This window comes from Pseudomonas sp. P4_D7, from assembly GCF_056401755.1.
Map to the genome: position 1 here is coordinate 59,411 of NZ_JBFUIR010000025.1, position 20,785 is coordinate 80,195.

The 20,785-nt window shown below is 60.1% G+C and carries 14 protein-coding genes; 4 read left to right on the plus strand and 10 right to left on the minus strand.

The window, feature by feature from the left end; genetic code table 11:
* The first annotated feature begins 80 nt into the window (after positions 1-80).
* A complete protein-coding gene (locus tag AC1DVF_RS17285) occupies positions 81-578 on the plus strand; it encodes a winged helix-turn-helix transcriptional regulator (protein ID WP_460090582.1) in 498 nt (165 codons plus the stop codon).
* Positions 579-584: 6 nt separating this feature from the next.
* On the opposite strand, the gene AC1DVF_RS17290 is transcribed toward AC1DVF_RS17285, so the two are convergent.
* Both AC1DVF_RS17290 and AC1DVF_RS17295 read right to left on the minus strand, forming a co-directional pair.
* Positions 585-1,208 carry a glutathione S-transferase gene (locus AC1DVF_RS17290; protein ID WP_477782841.1) on the minus strand — a complete coding sequence of 208 codons (624 nt, stop codon included), beginning with the start codon at positions 1,206-1,208 and terminating at the stop codon, positions 585-587.
* A 100-nt stretch (positions 1,209-1,308) separates the two neighbouring features.
* The gene (locus AC1DVF_RS17295) at positions 1,309-2,724 is read right to left on the minus strand and encodes a purine-cytosine permease family protein (RefSeq protein WP_460128140.1); all 1,416 of its coding nucleotides are present in this window, start codon (positions 2,722-2,724) and stop codon (positions 1,309-1,311) included.
* Positions 2,725-2,959: 235 nt separating this feature from the next.
* Here AC1DVF_RS17295 and AC1DVF_RS17300 point away from each other — a divergent pair, with 235 nt between their 5' ends.
* The gene (locus tag AC1DVF_RS17300) at positions 2,960-3,871 is read left to right on the plus strand and encodes a LysR family transcriptional regulator (protein WP_095050050.1); all 912 of its coding nucleotides are present in this window, start codon (positions 2,960-2,962) and stop codon (positions 3,869-3,871) included.
* 18 nt (positions 3,872-3,889) lie between these two features.
* On the opposite strand, the gene argE is transcribed toward AC1DVF_RS17300, so the two are convergent.
* From argE to AC1DVF_RS17335, 7 genes are all read right to left on the minus strand, one after another.
* Complete coding sequence (gene argE / locus AC1DVF_RS17305) at positions 3,890-5,038, minus strand: acetylornithine deacetylase (protein WP_477782842.1); 1,149 nt, start codon at positions 5,036-5,038, stop codon at positions 3,890-3,892.
* Positions 5,035-5,712 (minus strand): DUF1028 domain-containing protein, encoded by a 678-nt coding sequence (locus AC1DVF_RS17310; protein WP_477782843.1) that lies wholly within the window; start codon positions 5,710-5,712, stop codon positions 5,035-5,037. The genes argE and AC1DVF_RS17310 overlap by 4 nt, the downstream gene beginning before the upstream one ends.
* Positions 5,713-5,831: 119 nt before the next feature.
* Positions 5,832-6,248, minus strand: coding sequence for a RidA family protein (locus AC1DVF_RS17315; RefSeq protein ID WP_007910844.1), 417 nt, complete (start codon positions 6,246-6,248; stop codon positions 5,832-5,834).
* A 57-nt stretch (positions 6,249-6,305) separates the two neighbouring features.
* Positions 6,306-7,625: a flavin-containing monooxygenase gene (locus AC1DVF_RS17320; protein WP_116255458.1), complete on the minus strand. Its 1,320-nt coding sequence runs from the start codon at positions 7,623-7,625 to the stop codon at positions 6,306-6,308.
* Between the two features lie 187 nt (positions 7,626-7,812).
* Entirely contained in the window at positions 7,813-9,147 is a 1,335-nt protein-coding gene (locus AC1DVF_RS17325; RefSeq protein WP_477782857.1) for a TolC family outer membrane protein, read from the minus strand.
* Between the two features lie 10 nt (positions 9,148-9,157).
* On the minus strand, positions 9,158-10,504 hold the full coding sequence (locus tag AC1DVF_RS17330) for an HlyD family type I secretion periplasmic adaptor subunit (protein ID WP_477782844.1): 1,347 nt from the start codon (positions 10,502-10,504) through the stop codon (positions 9,158-9,160).
* Positions 10,505-12,241, minus strand: a complete 1,737-nt coding sequence (locus tag AC1DVF_RS17335; RefSeq protein WP_477782845.1) for a type I secretion system permease/ATPase — start codon at positions 12,239-12,241, stop codon at positions 10,505-10,507. It lies immediately after the preceding gene.
* A gap of 315 nt (positions 12,242-12,556) precedes the next feature.
* Between AC1DVF_RS17335 and AC1DVF_RS17340 the strand changes: the two genes are divergently transcribed.
* Positions 12,557-13,255 carry a response regulator transcription factor gene (locus AC1DVF_RS17340; protein WP_320337042.1) on the plus strand — a complete coding sequence of 233 codons (699 nt, stop codon included), beginning with the start codon at positions 12,557-12,559 and terminating at the stop codon, positions 13,253-13,255.
* Here the strand turns inward: AC1DVF_RS17340 and AC1DVF_RS17345 are convergent, their stop codons facing one another.
* Positions 13,256-14,734: a sensor histidine kinase gene (locus tag AC1DVF_RS17345; RefSeq protein WP_477782846.1), complete on the minus strand. Its 1,479-nt coding sequence runs from the start codon at positions 14,732-14,734 to the stop codon at positions 13,256-13,258.
* A gap of 73 nt (positions 14,735-14,807) precedes the next feature.
* On the opposite strand from AC1DVF_RS17345, the gene AC1DVF_RS17350 reads away from it, so the two are divergent.
* Positions 14,808-20,753 (plus strand): peroxidase family protein, encoded by a 5,946-nt coding sequence (locus AC1DVF_RS17350; RefSeq protein ID WP_477782847.1) that lies wholly within the window; start codon positions 14,808-14,810, stop codon positions 20,751-20,753.
* Positions 20,754-20,785 lie beyond the last annotated feature (32 nt).

A 20,785-nucleotide genomic window follows, 5' to 3' on the forward strand; every position in this document is an offset into this window, starting at 1 on the left:
TGGGATTATCGGTGCACAGGGCTTGTCCCGGCATCGTGTAGATATGATAATCATAGTAACTGTAAAAGAGGCAAGCCCTGATGGCAGTAAACGATAGCCTTCCCGACACGCTGTGCCCGATTTCCCGGGCCGAGACGATCGTCGGCGACCGCTGGACCGTGCTGGTTTTGCGCGAGTTGTTCATGGCCAATCATCGCTATGACGAGATTCAGGCGCAGACCGGCGGTACGCCGCAGATGGTTGCCGCGCGTCTGAAATGCCTGGAAGCGGAGGGGCTGGTTGAGCGCCGGTTGTACAACGAACGGCCGAAACGCTACGAGTACCACCTCACGGCGAAAGGTGAGGCGTTCTACCCGGTGATCATTGCGTTGCGAGCGTGGGGAGAGACCTGGTGCAAATCACCGGAAGAGGGGCTGGCGGTGAACATGACCCACAAAAACTGCAACCATAGCGCCGGCCTCGGGCCGCTGTGCGAGCACTGCGGCGAACCGTTGCGTCGGCAAGATCTGATCAGCCAGCCACAAGAAGCCTACGCCGCCGAACGGCTGGCGCGGCGTGAGGCGTTCAAAAGCAAATAACCGCGATTACGGCGTGCCGTTGCGACCGTGCAGCAAGTAGCCTGGGCGCAGGCTCAAACGTTCGTAATAGGCTTTCACTGCGGCAAAATCCGGGTGAGCCAGTGGGGTTTCGAACCAGCGGTTCACCGACAGCCCGATGGGAATGTCCGCCAGGGAAAACTGTTCGCCGCTGACGTAGGCGCCGGTCTTGTCCAGTTGCCGGTCGAGGATGGCCATGTTCTTCGACCATTGTTTGATCCCTGCAGCCAATGCCGTGCTGTCCTGATGCCCCGGCGACTGACGCACCAGCGATAGAAACGCATACGACCACGAGCGATTCAGCTCCGAAGCCTGCCAGTCAATCCATTGATCAATCCGCGCCCGCGCCATCGACTCAAGGGGATAAAGCTGCGAACCGTTGTAGCTCGACACCAGATAACGAATGATCGTGTTCGATTCCCACAACGTGAAATCGCCGTCCTGAATCACCGGCACCATGGCACAGGGATTGAGCGCGAGAAACTGCGCATCGTGCGTCGATCTGAATCCCGAACCCCAGTCTTCACGCTCGAAGGGAATCTGCAGTTCAGCGCAAGTYCACAGGACTTTGCGCACGTTGATCGATGAGGCTTTACCCAGTATTCGCAGCATTGGATTTCCCTTACCCAATAATCGTCAGGCCTGAAGTAATACCACACCGCAATAGACAAGGCCCGCACTGGGCGGGCCTTGGTTGTTCATCAGGTCAAAATCACAGACTGCTCGCCAGTTTCCCGCCCATCATCCGCCGACGGTAGGAGGTGTCCCGATTGGCCAGCCAGAAGTACAGCGGCGAGGTCACCAGCAGCCCCACCAGCCAGGACAGGTCCGCGCCGTTGATGTGCGCCGACACCGGGCCGACGTACAGCGGCGTGTTCATGAACGGGATCTGCACGGCGATGCCGATCGCGTAGGCCAGCAGCGCTTGCGGGTTGTAGCGGCCGTAGATGCCGCCGTCGACCTGGAAGATCGACTGGATGTCGTACTGACCTTTGTGGATCGCGTAGAAGTCGATCAGGTTGATCGCGGTCCACGGCACTAGCACCACCAACAACACCAGCACCATGTCGACGAAGTGGCCAATAAAGTCCTTCGAGGCGCCGACGGCGGCAAAGCAGCAGGCCAGCAACACGATGATCGAGATCACCGCGCGGCTCTTGGCGGTGGGGATCCAGCGGTAGGCGAAGGTTTGCACCAGAGTGATCAACGACAGCACCGCGCCGTAGAGGTTGAGGGCGTTGTGGCTGATCACGCTGAGCAGAAACAGCACCAGCATCAGCGGGCCAATGGAACCGGTGGCGAGCTTCACCGCGTCCATGGTGTCCATCCCCACCGGTGTCGCCAGCACCGCGACGGCACCGAAGATGAACGCCAGACTCGACCCCAGCGCTGAACCCAGATACGTGGTCCAGAACGTCGACGAGACTTTGACGTCGGCCGGCAAGTAACGCGAATAATCAGACACGTAGGGCGCAAACGCGATCTGCCACAACGCCGCCAACGACACAGTGGCCAGCCAGCCGGACAGGTTGAAGCTGCCACGAGTGAGGAAATCATCGGTTTGAATGTGGGTAAAGATGTAGCCGAAACCGACGACGATGCCGACTCCCAACACCCAGGTGCCGATGCGGTTGAGCACGTGGATAAAGCGGTAGCCGATGATGCCGATGACTCCCGAACCGACTGCGCCGATGACGATGCCGACCGGCACCGGAACGCTGTCGACCACGCCATGCAGCGACTTGCCGGCCAGCACGATGTTGGAGGCGAAAAAGCCGATGTACATGACGCCGGCAATCAACACCACCAACAGCGCGCCGAGGGAGCCGAACTGCGCACGGCTCTGGATCATCTGCGGGATGCCCATCTGCGGGCCTTGCGCCGAGTGCAGCGCCATCAACACGCCGCCGACCAGATGGCCGACGAGAATCGCGACGATGCCCCAGAGCAGATTCAAGTGAAACAACTGCACGCCCAGTGCACCGGTGACGATGGGCAACGGCGCGATATTGCCGCCGAACCAGAGCGTGAACAGATCCCTGACCTTTCCGTGGCGATCTTCGGGGGGCACGTATCCTATCGTGTGTTTTTCAATCAGCGGAGCGGAGGATGCTGTTGGGGTAGCCATGACGAACTCCAAGGCAAGGATGAGTACGTGGACGTACTTCGGCAAGCGCCGGCACGGGCGGCGCATTTCTTGTTGAAGTGATCATGTGCAAAGCGTCGGGATAGATAAATTAGTAAGTTTGTTGCTACAGACCTTAAAAAAAATATGCTTCGGCTGGTGCCTGCGTCCGGTATGTTCAAGCTTGATCGTGCGCCAGGGAAACAGGGCGAACACTCGCGCTCTTCGGGAGACTCACATGGCTGCCTACAACCTGCGCCAGCTCAAATACTTCGTCACCACCGCCGACTGCGGCAGCGTCGCCGAGGCATCGCGTAAGCTCTACATCGCGCAACCGTCGGTCTCCACGGCCATTAAGCATCTGGAAGAAAGTTTCGGCGTGCAGTTGTTCATCCGCCACCATGCCCAAGGGGTTTCGCTGACGCCCAGTGGCTCGCGGTTCTATCGCAAGGCACTGGAGTTGCTACGGGTGGCGCACGAGTTCGAGCAGAACGCGCTGGCTGACAATGATGTGGTCGCGGGGCAGATCGATATTGGTTGTTTCGAAACCGTCGCGCCGCTGTACCTGCCGCGCTTGATCGCCGGGTTCAAGGCGCGCTGGCCAGGGGTGGAAATCCGTATTCGTGATGGCGAACAACAAGAGTTGGTGCAGGCCCTCACCGCCGGCAGCATCGACGTTGCGATGATGTTTGAACACGACCTGGACAGCACCATCGAAACCACGCCGCTGATGCCGCCGCAGCAGCCTTATGCGTTGCTGCCGGCCAGCCACCGCTTTGCGCAACAGGCAAAGGTCTCGCTGGCTGATCTGGTGCTGGAACCGATGATCCTGCTCGACGTGGTGCCGAGCCGCACCTATTTCGTGAGCATCTTCGAAGAGCGCGGGCTGACGCCGAATATTGTCTTCAGCTCACCGTCGATAGAGATGGTGCGCGGCATGGTCGGCAATGGTTTCGGCTTTTCGATTCTGGTGACCAAACCGTTCAGCGACTACACCTACGACGGCCAGCAAGTCGTGTGCGTGCCGCTGGCGGAAAACGTCACCGGTTCGGGATTGTCGGCGGCCTGGCTGCGGCGGGTGCAACTGACCAAACCGGCGCAGTTGTTTGTCGATCATTGCCGCGAAGAACTGGCCCGAGTGCACCCGTGAGGGCGGTCGGGCCGGGGTTCAATCACTGATAAACGCACGCATGCGCTGAAGCATCTGATCGCACGCCTGCAACTGATCGAGGCTGACAAACTCATCGGGCTTGTGACCCTGATCCATGCTGCCTGGACCGCAGACCACCGTGGGAATGCCTACTGCATCAAACAACCCGCCTTCAGTGCCGAAGGCCACGGTGCCGAAATCCGTTGAACCGCAGAACGCAGAGATCAACTCGGCGGCCTGGCTTTGCGCATCGGTGGCCAGTCCCGGATACGCCGACAAGGCGCTGAAGCGAATATCACTCTGCGCACTGACCGCGCGCATACGCGGCAGCACTTCGCGCTCGGCGTAGGCTTGCAGCGCTTCGGCAACGAGCGCCGGATCCTGCGAGGGCAGGGCGCGGATCTCGAAATCGAAACGGCAATCGGCCGGCACGATGTTCAAGGCCTTGCCGCCGCTGATCACACCGGTCTGCACCGTGCTGTAGGGCGGGTCGAAGCGCGCGTCGTGATGCTCCGGCGCTTTCAGTTGCTGGCCGAGGCGACCCAGTTCGCCGATCAGTTCGGCGGCGTATTCAATCGCGTTGACCCCGAGCGGCGCGTACGCCGAATGGCACGGATGGCCCTGCACATCGCAGCGCATCGCCAGTTTGCCCTTGTGGCCGAGCACCGGTTTCAGTTCGGTCGGTTCGCCGATGATGCACAGCAACGGTTTGATTGGGCGTTGCTGCAAAACCTTGAGCAACGAACGCACGCCGAGGCAGCCGACTTCTTCGTCATAGGACAAAGCAATGTGCACCGGCATGCGCAGCGGCGTTTTAACCAGTGACGGCACCAGTGCGAGCACACAGGCGATGTAGCCCTTCATGTCCGCCGTGCCACGGCCGAACACTTTGCCGTCGCGCTCGGTCAGTTCGAACGGCGGCAGCGTCCACGGCTGGCCATCGACCGGCACCACATCGGTGTGCCCGGACAGCACAATGCCCGGTTGATCCACCGGGCCGATCGTGGCGAACAGGTTGGCTTTGCTGCGCTCATCGTTGTAGATCAGCGCGCATGGCACGTCGAAACCTTCGAGGTAATCGCGGACGAATTTGATCAGCTGCAAGTTGGATTCACGGCTGGTGGTATCGAAACCCACCAACGTCTTGAGCAACTCGACGCTGTTCATCGGTCATCACCGGCCACGCCATAACCCGGTGCCTTGGCCGGATCGAGGGCGCGGTCGATGTAATCCTGAAGCTGCGGCGCATAGGCATCCCAGAGAGTTTGCAACTCGCCGATCGGATCTTCCTCAGCCCAATCCACGCGTAGATTGACGATCGGCCAGGTCTGCTCGCCGACCACCACGACAGCGGCCGAATGCACCGGGCCGGCTTCACCACCGAGGGCTTGCGCGGCGTGCAGGGCCTTGAGCAGACGATCAGCGAGTTGCCCTTCGCCATTCTCGAAGGCGCTGACCATGGCTTCGATCACCGAACGCCCGGCGAGCATGTTGCCAGCGGCGACGCACTGCTCGCCGGTGACAGCATTGTGCACGCCGAGGGTTTGCGCACCGCTGAAATACGCGGTCTGGCCGAGATGGTTGATCGCAGTGATCTGCCGGTACTGGCTGTAGCCGTTGCGCGTGAGGACTTTGTCCAGCGCATCGTCCGGCGCTAGACCTTGCTCCATCAGCGCAAGGACTTCCGGGCCGAGAGACGGCAGGGTGATGTTCTGGCTCGACACCGCGCCAACACCCGGCAGCAGCCACGGGCAACGGGCGCCGACGGCGATGCTGGAGGAACTGATGGCGACACCGAACTGGCCGGTTTCGGCGCAGCGGGCTGCGATTGAAAAGGTCATCTATTGAACTCCTTGTGTGTCTGGACTGGCCTCTTCGCGAGCAGGCTCACTCCCACATTGAAATACATTCCCCTGTGGGAGCGAGCTTGCTCGCGAAGGCCGCGACTCGGTGTGATGCCTTACTCAGGAATCACCGCAATCACATCAATCTCCATCAACCACTGCGGCTGCCCCAGTGCCGACACCACCAACCCAGTTGAAATTGGGAACACACCCTTGAGCCACTTGCCGACTTCGCCATACACCGCCTCGCGATAACGCGGATCGATCAGGTAAGTGGTGGTTTTGACGATATGGCTCATGTCGCTGCCAGCCTCTTCGAGCAATTGCTTGACGTTGCGCATGGCCTGTTCAGCCTGCGCGCGCGGATCTCCAAGGCCGACCAGATTGCCGTCGAAATCTGTGCCGACCTGGCCGCGCACATACACCGTGTTGCCGGCGCGCACGGCCTGGCACAGGTCATTGTCCAGCGTCTGGTTCGGGTAGGTGTCCTTGGTGTTGAACATACGAATGCGAGTGTGGGTGGGCTGGCTCATGGAAAGCTCCTGAAGAAGGTATGCCCGGCGCAATCGGCGCCGGGGCGTAAAGGGCTGTCAAGCGTCGACGGTGTCGGCGGCTTTGCTGTGGCTGTTCTGGTGCAACTCGGCCTCGCGCTGTTCGGCATCGCGGTAGTCGAGGTACTTGCGCTGGGTGGCGATGTGGTCGGCGACATGTTTGGCGTCGTGCCAAACGCCCCAGATAAATGACGAGCCACGGCGCGACTGCCACGGCAGACCGAGGAAATACACCCCCGGCTCACTCGACACGCCGCGCTGATGCACAGGCTTGCCCTTGTCATCGAACGCTGCGACCTGCAACCACGAGTAATCCACGGCAAACCCGGTGGCCCAGATGATCGCGGTGACGCCAGCCTTGGCCAGATCCAGGTCGACTAGCGGATTTTTCACGCACTCAGGGTCGGGATAGGTTTCGCGCGCTTCTGGTTCTTCCGGCAGATCGAGGCCGTTGCGCTCAATGTAGGCATCGGCGGCATCGAGCAGCGCCAGATAATTCTCGTCGCCGCGAGTGAGGTTGCCGACCAGGTCCTGCTTGAAAGTCACCACGCCGTTATTGAACGATTCGGTGACGCCGACCAGGGTCATGCCGCGATGGGCCAGACCACGGAAATCGATGGTGCGACCGCCATGTGCGCCGCTGACTGCGATGGTCACGTGCTCACGACCGGGTTTCATCGCCGCTTGATCCCACTCGCCGAGCACGCCGAGCCACCAGCAGAAATCGCGGTTGCGATAAGCGCGAGGCGGGCGGTCATGGGCGCCGACCGACAGGTAAACCTGTTTGCCGGAACGTTGCAGCTCATCGGCGATCTGCACGCCGGAAGAACCGGCACCGACCACCAGCACTGCGCCTGCCGGCAGTTGCTGCGGGTTGCGATAGTCAGCGGAGTGGATCTGCAACAGACGTTGGTCTTGCGGGGCAATCGCCGGGATCACCGGTTTCTGAAATGGTCCGGTCGCGGCGACTACGCGGCTGGCTTCGATCACGCCTTCGGAGGTCTCGACAGTGAAACCCGGGCGGCCGACATTGCGTACCACGCTTTTCACTTCCACACCGGTACGGACCGGTGCATTGAATTTCTTTGCGTAGGCTTCGAAGTAGTCAGCTACACGTTCTTTCGGGGCGAAACCGTCGGGATCCACGTCATCGAATTCCAGGCCGGGAAAGCGGTCGTGCCACGCCGGGCCGTTGGCCACCAGCGAGTCCCAGCGCCCGCTGCGCCAGCGTTCGGCAATGCGATTGCGCTCCAGCACCAGGTGCGGCACACCGAGTTTGCTCAGGTGCTCGCTCATGGCGACGCCTGCCTGGCCGGCACCCACGATCAGCGTGTCTGTTTTTATTATCTCAGGGGTCATTTCTACATCCTTCCTAGCAAGGCAGTGGGATTCGGGCCGCTGTTGGCTTGTCCGTTTGGCTTGAGGTCAGACTAGGGAGGAGGGGGATATCGGTAAAATATTATTAAGCTGGGATGTGAAGATAAAATTCTGATGCAGAAACTCAAAGTCCGCGTATATCAAGGGCTGTAGGGTCAGTCGGGGTGGCTCAGAACGTCAAACGTGGACCCAGATAGGCATTGGCGTCGGCGATATCGTCGTCGCCCAGCGCGCCGACGTCGGCGGCAAGACGCAGCCTGGCCAGCAGATAGCGAAGTTTGGCTTCGAACAGGTCCCGGCGTGCGTTGAAGATCTGTTCCTGTGCGTTGAGGATGTCGATGTTGGTGCTGCTGCCGGCCTGGAACCCTTTCTTTGATGACAAAAGCGAGCGCTCGCTGGAGCTGACGGCTTTTTCCAGGGCATGGATGCGCGCTTCACCACTTTGTACTGCACGAAACTCTCGGGTCGTACCCGAGATGATCTCTTCGCGGGTGGCATTCAGATCCTCTTCAGCCTGGTCGCGCGTGGCCACACTTTGCCGGGCCCGGGCACTCACATAACCACCGCTGTACAGCGGAATGTTCAGCTCCACGCCGGCCGAGGTGTAACGGTTGCGTTGATTCTGGGTAGACAGGGTTTCGCTGTCGGCGGCGGTATAGCCCAGTACCAGATCAAGGGTAGGCCAGTGGCCCGCCTTGGCTTTGGCCACCTCTTCATCGGCGGTGTTTACATTCAGGCGGCGGGCGCGAACAGAAGGATTGTCGGTGCCTGCGCGAATGATCCATTCCTGAAGATTGTCGGGCTGCAACGGTGGCGTGGGAAAGCTCTCCTGCAACGTCGCGATCTGCTCAGGAGCCTCACCGACGAACTCCTGCAACTGGCGTTTGGCGACGACAAGGCTGTCTTGCGCCTCAATCAGTTCAGCCTGAGCGAGATCGCGTCTGGCCACGGCCTCGTCGACATCGGTGATGGTGCCATCGCCTAGTTCCCGACGGCGCTGAGTTGACGCCACCTGTTCATTGAGTGCGTTGAGTTTGGCCGTTGCCAGCTTGACGGTTTCATGGGCCAGAAGCACGTCGAAGTAGCGCCCGGCCAGGCGCACCGCCGAATCCTGGGCCTTGCCGTCGTATACCGCGTTGCCGTACTCGGCCTGATACTGGCCCTGGCGATACTCGGCCATTTTCTGCTTGTTGAACAACGGCTGGCGCAGTTGCAGGGTGGCGCCGCGTGAGGCGTAGTTGAGGTCGTTGGTGTGGTTGTTACCGTAGAAATCCGGCTGTTGCTGCGTGCCGTTGATGTGGTTGTCGAACGCGGTGATACCTATTTTCGGCAGCAGGCCGGATTTGCCGATGGCGCGGTTTTCCAACGCGGCATCTCGCTCGTGCCCGGCAGACAGGAAGGTCGGACCCTGGAACTGCATCAGGTTCCAGGATTCGCGCAGGTCCAGCGCTGCAGCTGATTGCGCCAGCCCCAGTAGCGTGGCCATCGCGATCACCCGCCGCATGCCATTCACCTCATTGCTCCTTGAACGCGCTGTTGACGCGGTCGAGCAGGGGTTTCAACAGGTAGCTGAGCAGGTTGCGCTCGCCGGTCTTGATGGTGACCGAAGCAGGCATGCCGGCACGGATGTGATTGTCGCCGAGCATGGCCATACCGGCTTGAGTCACTTCGATCTGGGCCAGGTAATAGGGCTGCTTGTTGTCCTCACTCATCAGGCGGTCGGCAGAGATGGTCAGCACCTTGCCGGGAATGTTGGGCGTCTGCACATGGTTGAACGCGGGGAACGAAATCATCACCGGCAGCCCGGGGTTCATGCGGTCGATGGCCTGGACCGGAATCATCGCATCGATTTGCAGCGGCTCATGGGCGGGAACGACTTCCATGATCTTGAATCCGGGGGCGATGACTCCGCCGACGGTCGACACACTCAAGCCCTGGACGATGCCGTCGATGGGCGAGCGGATCACCGTGTGCCGCACCTGATAGTCCAGCGCCTGCAAGCGATCGGTGAGGGCGCTGTTTTCCTTCTGCACATCGGCCAGCAGCGATTGCACTTCCTTGCGGTAGTCGTACTCGCGCTGAATGATGCGTAACTTGATATCGGCGGCCTGGCCCCGGGCGCGGGCGATGTTGTTGAGGTTATCGGCCTGAGAGGCATTCAGGTCGGAACCGGTACGCTCCAGTTCCAGCATGCGGTTGCGCGGCACGTAGCCTTCGGCGGCGAGTTGGCGCACGCCTGTCAGTTCCTGATTGAGGAAGCCGATCTGTGATGAGCGGGCGTTGTAGACGCGCTGCAGCCCCTTGATTTGCGCGTCGGCGGAGTTGAGCGACTCGCGCAGAATATCGAGCTCGCCGGCGAGGCTGGCGCGGCGCGTTTCGAACAGATGACGCTGCAGGCGGATCGCCTCGTTCAGGTGCTCATTGTCGGCGTAGCGCTGCAGCATGAGCGGGTCGAAGACCACCTCCGATAAACCGTCGCGCTCGGCTTGCAGACGATTTTCCATGGTTTTCGTGGCGATGAATTGGGCGTTGACCACTCCTTGCTCGGAGAGCGCCTGAGTGGCATCGAGCCTGACCAGTTCCTGATCCTTGCTGACGTTGTCGCCTTCCCGTACCAGAATTGCGTCAATGGTGCCGCCGGTCTGGTGCTGAATGGCCTTGCGGTTACTGGTGACCTTGACCGTGGCGGTGGCAACGATCCCCGCGTCCAGCGGCGCGAGCCATGACCAGAGTAAAAAACTGCCGAAGCCGACGATCACCAACAGCACGCCCCAGCGCGCCGGGCGTCGGTCGTCGACGTCGATCTCGGCCACTGCACGTAGCAGTTCCTGGCCATGCGGGTCAACGCTCAAGGCCCCCATTTACTCTCTCCCGCGCACGGCTGACAGGGTGGGTGAGCCCACGGTCGGCAGCACACTGGTTTGGCGCAACGCCGCGAATACCTCTTCCCGTGGGCCGAACAATTGGGTGCTGCCTTCGCGCAGCATCAGGATTTTATCGACGGTGCCGAGGATGCTCGGCCTATGGCTGATCAACACCGTGGTGCAGCGCCGCTGCTTCAGGTCCTCCAGCACTTCGATCAGTGCTTTCTCGCCGGCATCGTCGAGGTTGGCGTTGGGTTCATCGAGCACAATCAGCGAAGGTTCGCCATACAGCGCTCGGGCCAGGCCGATGCGTTGACGCTGACCACCGGACAATGGGTTACCGTCGACGTCCAGTGTGGTGTCGTAACCTCGGGCAAAGCGCAGGATCATGTCGTGCACGCCGGCGCGCCTGGCGGCGATGATCACCGCTTCACTGTCGAGGTTGCCGAAACGCGCGATGTTGTCGGCGATGGTCCCTTCGAACAATTCCACGTCCTGCGGCAGGTAGCCGATCCACGGGCCCAGCTCTTGTTTGTTCCACAGGTAGACGTCGGCGCCGTCGAGTCGCACCTTGCCGCTGAGCGCCGGCCAGATACCGACCAGTAAACGCGCCAGGGTCGATTTGCCCGACGCCGAAGGTCCGATGATGCCCAGTGATTCACCCGGTGAAAGGTTGAAGTTAGGCCCGTGAATGATGGCTTGCGTCATGCCCGGCGCACCCGCGTGCAGGTGTTCCACCGAGATCATGCCCAACGGTTTTTGCAGTTTCATCGCATCGGCGCGGGCCGGGAAGTCCTGCAACAGGCTCCTCAGGCGCGCCCAGGCACGACGACTGGTCAGCAGTTGTTTCCAGGCACCAATCAGCTGTTCAACGGGGGCCAGCGCCCGACCACTGAGTATGGAACAGGCGATCATCATGCCCGGTGTGATCGAACCTTCGATGGCCAGCAAGGCGCCGGTGCCGAGGATCAGCGATTGCAAGGTAATGCGCACAAAACGCCCCAGCCCGCTGATGTAGGCCGCGCGATCCGAGGCCAGGGTCTGCATTTGCAGAATCTGCAGATGGCTGCCAAACCAGCGGCCGGTGATTGCCGGCAGCATGCCCATCGCTTCGATGACTTCGGCATTGCGCAAATTGTTGTTGGCGAATGTGCCTGAGACCTGAGCCGCCATATTGGCTTCGGCCAAGGGCTTCTTCGTGGCGATTTCGGTGAGCCAGGTCAGCGCCACCAGGATCAGCGAGCCGCACAGGGTGACGATGCCCAGCAACGGGTGAATCAGGTAAGCGACAAACAGGTAGATCGGCGTCCACGGCGCGTCGAAAAAGGCGAACAGTCCGTTGCCGGTCAAAAACTGGCGTACCTGGGAAAGGTCCTGCAGCGCCTGGGCGGGGTTGCCGCCGGCGCGTTGCAAGTTGCGCTCGAACGCGGCGGTGAACACTCGACGATTGAGGGCCATGTCGAGGCGGTTGCCGACCCGGATCATCACACGAGTGCGCACGACTTCGAGCATCGCCAGCAAGGTGTACAGGCCGATCATCAAAAAGGTCAGCATCAACAGGGTGGTGAGGTTGCTGCTGACCAGCGCCCGGTCATACACCTGCAGCATGTAGATGGCAGGAGAGAGCATCAGCACGTTGATCACACCACTGAATCCGGCCAGGGAATAAAGCGTGTGGCGCAGCCGAAAAAACACGTCGGCAAACTCGGATCGCGGGTGATTTTTCTTGTTCATCGCAAAGTTCCAGTGCCGTGGCCTGATGTACCTCAGCGTAGGAGAGCGACTGTTGGTCGGATGGCCACCAGGGCCGGGTTTTTGCTGGCGCTATATTTCTGACGGTTTTTTATTGATTTAGAAACAACGGTTTGCCGGCCTGTTTTGTGGTCGCTTGTTACGCGGATGGCTTGTTGACGGCGAAAAATCGCCCGACTTAAGTCTAATTTTGGCGCTGGCGACCCTGTTTGCACCGGATCGAAGCCCGACGGCTGGGCCGGTTAGCTGCTATTAATCAATGGGAGTTAAAACGCATGGCCTTTTCAGGAGCGCGTCATGAATCCTTTCATCCGCATCGGCATTGCCGATGATCATCCTCTGCTGCGTGAAGGTGTTGCCAACACGCTGAGGAAAAGGGCAGACCTGCAAGTCGTGGAACAGGGCGGCAGTGCAGACGAGGCACGGGATATTGCTCAGCGGATGAGACCGGACGTGATGTTGATGGACGTCAACATGCCGGGTGACGTGTTTGCCGCAGTGAAGTTCATCTCCACGCAATTACCGCAGGTGAAAGTGCTGATGCTGACGGTGTCAGAGTCTGAGGATGACGCCTATTCAGCCCTGGAAGCGGGCGCGCGCGGCTATGTGTTGAAAGGGGTCAGCGGGCCGGACCTGGTGTTGGCGATCCGCTCGATTGCCAGAGGCGAAACTTTTATCACGCCCGAGTTTGCCAACAGGCTGCTGAGCAATTTCAAAAAGCATGAAGCTGAAGTGCGCAAGATCGATCTCACCCATCGGGAAGAGCAGATCATTCGCGAAGTCTCCAAAGGCCTGACCAACAAAGAGGTGGCATCCAAGCTGTTTATCAGTGAAAAAACCGTCAAGTACTACATGACCTGCGTGATGCAGAAGTTGCACGCACGCAATCGTGTGGAAGCGGTCACGGCGCTCAGGCGTCACTGGGAACGCGAGGCTGTCGGACGCTTGCACATCAACCCGGTGCCGACGCCGCTGGATGTTCACGGGGGCTCCTGACTACCACTTCAATTGCGCGCTGACAGCAGTGCCGACGCCCGGCGAGGACTCGATACTGAACGCGCCGCCCAGTGACTCCACGCGATAGCGCAAGCCGGCCAGTCCGAGGCGGTTTCGGCCGTGGCCATCGACCACTAAAGCGTCGGCCGCCATGCCCGGCCCATCGTCTTTGACGGTGATGGTCAGTGTTCCTTCCTGGTGATTCGCGGTGATCGTCTGACCTTTGCCTTGGGCATGTCGGTAGGCATTGTTCAATGCCTCCTGAACAAATCGGTAAAGGCACAGTTTGACCGGCAGTGGTGCCGAGCCGGGCAATGACGCGACATTCAGTTGCACTTTGCTGCCCGTGCGTTGCTCATGCCGCTGAGCCACCAACTGCAGTTCTTGCGTCAGGGTCAAATCATTGATTTCCGGAAGGGCCAGGCCTCGTGAAAGGTCGCGCACCTCACGCAGGGCGTCGGTGGCGGCGCCGCGGATGGTTTCCAGCGACTCTTGATCCAGTGTCGTGCAGTGCTCGGCCAAGTCATCCAGGCGGATCAGAATCAGGGTCAGCAGTTGGGCCGGCCCGTCGTGCAGATCGGCGCCAATGCGGCGCAGGGTCAATTCGTTGATGCGCGAGAACTCTTGGGTCGCGGTGTTGACTTTGCGATGCAGGGCCGCGTTGCTGATGTGCAGTCGGGTCTGCTCCAGCAGCCGCATTCGCAGGGTGACCTGTTGACGCTGGATGATCTGGTCGCTGCGCCGGACGATGAAAAACAGCAGCGTCAGCATTGCCAGCGTGGCCGTTCCGACCACCAGCCATACTTGTTGGCGTACCCGATTGATTTCCTGTTCGAGGCTTTCCGCTTTTTCGTAGAACTCGCCCACGGCGATGATTTTCCGGGTATTGAACTCGCGAAGCGGTGCATAGATTTCGTAGAGCGGGACGTTGAGCTTGCGTTCGAATTCGTTCTCTTCCTGATCCAGGTCTTCAAGGTCAGTGACCACGTTGCCTTTGACCGCCTCGGCAATTTCATCCATCGGGAACTGGCGGTTGGTGATGGATTTGTCCGTGCTGTAAACCACCGTGCCGTCGGCTCGCCAGATCTTGATCGAGACAATGTGGCGCTTCAGCGAGCGGCTTTCCATCAGCCGGTCCAGGGATTTGACGCTGGTGGGGGACAGGCCGTTATCGCGACTCATCTCCTGCACGTAAGGCTCCAGAAACGCTTCCATGTAATGCGCGCCAGCCTCGGCAGCGCTTTGTACGGCTGCACGCTCAATACGTGCACTTACCAGTTTGCCGACGAAAAACATCGTCAACCCCAGTATCAGTGCAGCGGCCAGTACAAACTGCGTAGAGCGGCTCAGATGGCGCGCGCGCGACCTAACACGCAAATGCCAGGCCCCTCTGTGAGCGGGTTCCGGTTCGACCAAAGTCTCGGTTTCATCGGCGACAAAAGTCTCGTTTTTTGATTGGACTTTTGCATCTTTTGCCATTGCGTCGATTTCCTGATGATCGTGGTAAGTCGGTTGAAAAACCTTGCGAGCCAACGGATATCCGGAGTTTGCCATGTACCAGCTAAAGCGCTTCACCCTCAATGCCAACGATGTTTCGTTCCTTGAGCAGCAAGTGTCATTTCCGACTATCCATATCGTTGGCTACGACAGCGCCGGCCAGCCGCTCTACGGCTATGACGGTTCCGATGGCAACGTCCATGTGCTCGGTTTGCTTGGCAGTTTCAATCCCCTCGACACACCGCCCGGGGAAACTGTCTGGTACAACGGCGCCCGCGATCCGATCGGTCTGCGCAACGTCTCGGGCCACTTCAACAACCTGACCCAGGATGGACAGAGTTGGGGCAGTTTCGGTCAGAACTTCATCCGGCTGACCCATTCCGATTACAGTCACTACGTTCAGCAAAACCTGAGTAACGACGCCTTGACCGGCGCTGGCGTTCCGGCAGGCGCCACGCCCATGTCTGACAGTAGTTCACTCTATAGCGATCCGACAGCATCGCTGGTGGACTACACGCCACGGATGATCAGCCAGACCATCGTCAGCGGCGGCGTCACCTTTGCCACAGACGCCAATGGCCATATCCAGCACACCGCCACGGGCGTGGCGATCGTCACCGATCCCGGCATCCTCGGCACCATTGGTGAAGTCGACACCAGTGCTCCAGACTCCGGTCAGTACTACATCCGTAACCAGAACACTGTGTCGGGCGACCCGTCGACCACGGGCTGGTTCACCCTGTTCGGACAGTTCTTCGACCACGGGCTGGACTTCATCAACAAGCCCAATCAGAACGCGACGATCACCATTCCGCTGGCGCCGGACGATCCGCTCTACGGTACGATCGGGCCGGACGGGCAGCCGGTGTATTCGATCAAGGTTCATCGGGCCTCCGTGGCTGAAGTGGACGGCCAAGGGCAGGCGCAGTACGTCAACCTCGACTCGCCCTACATTGATCAAAACCAGACCTACGGCTCCAATGACGCCGTCACGCAGTTGTTGCGCCAGTGGGTGGCGGATCCGAATCATCCGGGGCAATTTATCGCCGGCGCAGCGCTGTTCGATGGCACGACCCTGAGCGATGAAGCGGCCTGGACACTCAACGGCGTGCTGACCCACCAAACCCTGCCGACGCTGAGCGAATTGCGTGCCCATGTGCTGGCCACCGGTCGTGATGATCTGACCTGGGACGACATCGCCAACTTCCGCGTGCGCGATGCCCATGGCCATGTGCTCGATGCCGATCCCAACACGGCTGGGGTGCAGGTGGTGTACACCCGTGAGGCGCTGTTGCTGGACATGAACCCGCACTTCGATGACGCGCATATCGACCAGGCCCGCCTGATGTCGCTGGACTCACATATCACCAGCATCACCTTCGACGCCAATAACCCTTACGGCATGGTCGTCAATTACGATAATGCCGGGCCGAAGAATCTGTTCAGTTTCGTCAACTTTGCCGATTTCACCATCAGCTCGGCGCCGGGCAGTGCCGATTACGCGGTGGCCAACGAGTTGTTGCTGCAGTCGGTCGGTGATCACTACATTGCCGGCGACGGGCGGGTGAACGAAAACTTCGGTCTCACGGCGATCCATCACGTGTTCCACGAAGACCACAACGTGCAGCTGATCAACCTGCAGAACGAAGTGCTGAGCCAGACCGACGTCAATGTCCGGCATAACTGGCAAGTTCAGATCAGCAATGGCAGCGGCGGTTTTTACACCGATGCCAATGGCAACTTCAGCTTGGCCGATGGCGTTACGGTGTCTTGGGATCAGGACAAGCTGTTCTATGCCGCCAAGCTCACCGTGGAGATGGAATATCAGCATGTGGCGATCGACCAGTACGCTCGGCTGATCACGCCGGACCTGCCCGAATTCGTCACCTATGACTCGGGCATCAACACCAATATCTCGCTGGAATACGGTCAGGCCGCGTTCCGCTTCGGCCACTCGCAACTGCGCGAAACCATCGACGCGCTGGAGAAAAACGCCAGTGGCGGCTACGACCTGACGGGCGCAATCACCCACTATGCGCTGGAGCAGGCCTTCCTCAATCCGGGTGGTTTTGCCGAAGTGGGGCCGACCGCGATTGCGCTGGGCATGACCCGGCAGATCAGCAACGAAATCGATGAGTTCGTTACCCCGGCGCTGCAGCAAGGTTTGCTCGGCCAGCCATTGGATCTGGCGACCATCAACCTGGCACGCGGTCGGGATCTGGGGCTGCCAACCCTGAACCAGGCGCGGCAGCAGATCCACGATGCGTTGATCGCCGAACGGGCGTCACCGGCCGGTGCGCAGCACCACACCAACCTGATCGTTGACGGCCTGACGCCCTATACCAGCTGGAGCGACTTCGCCAACAACATGATTCACCCCGAGTCGCTGGTGAACTTCATTGCGGCCTATTCGTTCGACGGTGATATTGCGCACGCCCAGGCCATTATCGATGCAGATGCAACCGGCCTGACCACCAACTATGCCGGCGGCAGTGTGACGGCAGAGCAAGCGGCCTATTTCCTCTCCGGTGCGGCAGATCCTGCCGGCAATCACGTGGCCGGTTATGACGGTTACAACGCGATCGATCTGTGGATCGGCGGGCTGGCGGAAAAACATGTGTACACCGGGCAACTGGGCACCACCTTCAACGCCATCTTCGAAGACCAGATGGAACGGCTGATGGACGGCGACCGCTTCTACTACCTGTTCCGCCTCGACCTCGGCTTGCCAGCGATGACCAACCTCAACGAGCAGGTGGTCACCGAGCAGTTCAAGGACATCATCGAACGCACCACCGACGCGCGGCACCTGGCCGGTGATGTGTTTGGCTATGCCGACAGCTACGTCGAGTTGAGCTACACCGACTCCGGTTCCAGCGCGACCGCGTACAAGAGCGAACACAAGTACGGCACGCTGATCGAAGCCAATCACATGGGGGTCTACTCCACCGGGGGCGTCGGCGGGATCGGTGGCAACGGCTTGCTGGTGAGCCTGAGCAATCCGGAAACGCACACCGCGCAAACCTACATCCGTGACTATCGGCCGGATCAGGGCGAGAACCCTGACGGCACCGCAGCCGTGGGCTACAACTCTCACGAGGTGCTGGTCGGTACTGACTACAACGACTGGCTCGATGCCGGTGACGGCGACGATACGATCTACGGCGAGGGCGGCGACGACATCCTTGATGGCAAGGCCGGCGCCGACCATATCTACGGCGGCGACGGTAACGACGTGATCTACGGTGGCGACATCGAGGACTTCCTCGATGGCGGTGAGGGTGACGACACGATCTATGCCGGTACCAGCGCTGGAGCCCTGGACGTGGTCATCGGCGGCAACGGCAATGATCACCTCTATGGCGAAGCCGGTATTGATGAGCTGTACGGTGGCGCTGGTAACGACTATATCGACGCCGGTGGCGACACCGACCTGGTGCATGGCGGCGACGGCAACGATGAAATCTATGGCGGCGACGGCCCGGACATCCTCTTCGGCGAAGACGGCGACGACATCATTTCCGGCGGCTCCACTGGTGACCAGGAATTTGGTGGTGCCGGCGACGACATTTTGCTGCCGGGGCTCGGTGGTGCTCCCGGCCAGGGCGATGGCGATGAGGCCATTGGTGATGTCGGCTTCGACATTGCCGCGTTCAGCGACGTGAACATCGCGCTGGATGCGGCGGCGGACCTGAACAACCAGAACATCGTCGCCGCTCCGGGTACCGGCGTGCTGTTCCAGCCGTTCAACGCCTTGCTCACCGACATTGAAGGGCTGATCGGTTCGCGCTTCAGTGACAGTCGGCCCAACAGCGCCTCGCCGGCCAATCCGACGGCCGGCCTGATCGGCAACACGACCGAGAACTGGCTGATTGGCGGCAGCGGCGATGATGTCGCCCAAGGCAACGGTGGCAATGATGTGATTGTCGGCGATTCGATCAAACTTGCCGACCTCAATCACTTGCTCGCCAGCCAGGGCTTTGCCGAGCATTTCACTAGCCTGCAGGCCAGCCGTCCGGATTTCATTCTGGGCGACAATCACGCCGCACCCGGCACGGCGGATGGTGCAGCCGATACCGCAATCCTCAGTGGCAACTTCGCCGACTACAGCATCACCAAGTTCACCGACACCCGTCCGGGTGGCGAGTTGATCACGGCGTTCAAAGTCGTCGATCTTCGTGTGGGGGCGGCCAATGTCGACGGCACTGACATCGTGATCGGTGTGGAAAAACTGCGTTTTGCCGATCGCACGGTCAATCTGAGCATCAATAACCATCTACCGACCGGCAATGTCGCTGTGTCCGGATTTGCCACCGCGCCGACCACGCCCGCTCGGCCGGTGCCGGCGCAATACCGGCTGACCGCGAACACCTCGGCGATTCAGGATGCCGACGGTTTACCCGGATCAAGCGGCTTCTCCTATCAATGGCAGGCACTGGCAGGCGCTGCGTGGCTGAACATCGCCGGCGCGAATGCTTCGACATTTGCTCCGACTTCGGCACAGTTCGGTCAACAGGTGCGAGTGCTGACCACCTACACCGACAATAACGGCACCGTGGAGCAATTGACTTCAGATCCGACGGAAGCGGTCGGACGCTTTATCGAAGGCACCAACTTCTTCAGCAACACCCTCAATGGCACCAACTATCAGGACATCCTGATGGGCTACTCGGGCAACGATGTGCTCAATGGTGGCCTCGGCTCGGATCTGCTGGATGGCGGTAGCGGCAACGACACGATGCGTGGCAATGCCGGCAACGACATCTACGTGGTCGACGCCAATGGCGATGTGGTGCAGGAAAACCTCAATGAGGGCACCGACACTGTGACGTCGTCGATCAGTTACACCCTGGGCGCCAACGTCGAGAACTTGACCTTGCTCGGCTCGGCCAATATCAATGGCACCGGGAACGCTCTGGACAACGTCATCACCGGCAACAGTGGCAACAACCAGCTCACCGGGCTGGCCGGCAATGACACGCTGTCCGGTGGTGCTGGCAACGACACGATGCTGGCGTCGCTCAACGATGGTAATGACCATTATGACGGCGGCACCGGCACCGACACCTATGATCTGTCAGCCACTTCGGCGGCAGCCACTGTGGACTTGCAGGCGGGCACCTCGACCAGCACACAGACCGGCAGTGACACATTGACCGGCATTGAGAACGTCAACGGCAGTTCCGGCAATGATCATATCCAGGGCGACGGCGCCAGCAACGTACTGCAAGGTCAGGGCGGCAATGACTGGCTGGACGGTGGCAGCGGTAACGACACGCTGGTCGGCGGTCAAGGCCTGGACAGTGTGTTTGGTGGCCAGGGCAATGACACTCTGCGCGCGTCGGTCAACGACGGCAATGACACCTATGACGGCGGTGGCGACAACGATACATACGACTTGTCGGGCACGTCGGCCAATGCCACGGTCAACCTGGCGACCGGCTTGGCGAGCAGCTCGCAGACCGGTAGCGACACACTGATCAACGTTGAAAACGTGATCGGCAGCAGCGGTGCCAACACCTTGACTGGCGATGCTGGCAACAACGTCCTGACGGGGCAGGGCAGCAGCGACACACTCGCCGGCGGAGGTGGCAATGACACGCTCGAAGGCGGCGGCAATCGCGACATCCTGTCTGGCGGCGCAGGCAATGATTTGTTTGTGTTCTCTGCCACAGGCGACTCGGGAACGACGATTTTCACGCGCGATGTCATCAATGATTTCACTCAGGGGCAGGATCATATTGATCTGTCACTGATTGACTCGCGAACTTCCGGCGCCGGCTCGGCCGGTAATCAGGATTTCACGTTCCTCGGCGAATGGAATGGCGTGGGTACCGAGTTCAGTAATCAGTCACAACTGAAGTATCACTTCGTGAACGTTGGCGGCGTGGATCACACCTATGTGGAGGGCAATGTAAACACGGGATCTGGAGCGGATATTCAAATCGATCTGGTTGGGCATGTTGCGCTGACAGCGAGTGACTTTGTCGGCGTGGTTTGAATCGGCAACCGGTAAAAAGGCGCCCACCTCAG

Excerpts from the sequence above, each read along its gene's own strand:
- AC1DVF_RS17300 (WP_095050050.1), top strand. The coding sequence starts at position 2,960 with ATGGCTGCCTACAACCTGCGCCAGCTCAAATACTTCGTCACCACCGCC.
- AC1DVF_RS17345 (WP_477782846.1), bottom strand. The coding sequence starts at position 14,734 with ATGGCAAAAGATGCAAAAGTCCAATCAAAAAACGAGACTTTTGTCGCC.
- AC1DVF_RS17330 (WP_477782844.1), bottom strand. The coding sequence starts at position 10,504 with ATGGGGGCCTTGAGCGTTGACCCGCATGGCCAGGAACTGCTACGTGCA.
- AC1DVF_RS17315 (WP_007910844.1), bottom strand. The coding sequence starts at position 6,248 with ATGAGCCAGCCCACCCACACTCGCATTCGTATGTTCAACACCAAGGAC.
- AC1DVF_RS17340 (WP_320337042.1), top strand. The coding sequence starts at position 12,557 with ATGAATCCTTTCATCCGCATCGGCATTGCCGATGATCATCCTCTGCTG.
- argE (WP_477782842.1), bottom strand. The coding sequence starts at position 5,038 with ATGAACAGCGTCGAGTTGCTCAAGACGTTGGTGGGTTTCGATACCACC.
- AC1DVF_RS17350 (WP_477782847.1), top strand. The coding sequence starts at position 14,808 with ATGTACCAGCTAAAGCGCTTCACCCTCAATGCCAACGATGTTTCGTTC.
- AC1DVF_RS17295 (WP_460128140.1), bottom strand. The coding sequence starts at position 2,724 with ATGGCTACCCCAACAGCATCCTCCGCTCCGCTGATTGAAAAACACACG.
- AC1DVF_RS17325 (WP_477782857.1), bottom strand. The coding sequence starts at position 9,147 with ATGCGGCGGGTGATCGCGATGGCCACGCTACTGGGGCTGGCGCAATCA.
- AC1DVF_RS17335 (WP_477782845.1), bottom strand. The coding sequence starts at position 12,241 with ATGAACAAGAAAAATCACCCGCGATCCGAGTTTGCCGACGTGTTTTTT.
- AC1DVF_RS17285 (WP_460090582.1), top strand. The coding sequence starts at position 81 with ATGGCAGTAAACGATAGCCTTCCCGACACGCTGTGCCCGATTTCCCGG.
- AC1DVF_RS17310 (WP_477782843.1), bottom strand. The coding sequence starts at position 5,712 with ATGACCTTTTCAATCGCAGCCCGCTGCGCCGAAACCGGCCAGTTCGGT.
- AC1DVF_RS17320 (WP_116255458.1), bottom strand. The coding sequence starts at position 7,625 with ATGACCCCTGAGATAATAAAAACAGACACGCTGATCGTGGGTGCCGGC.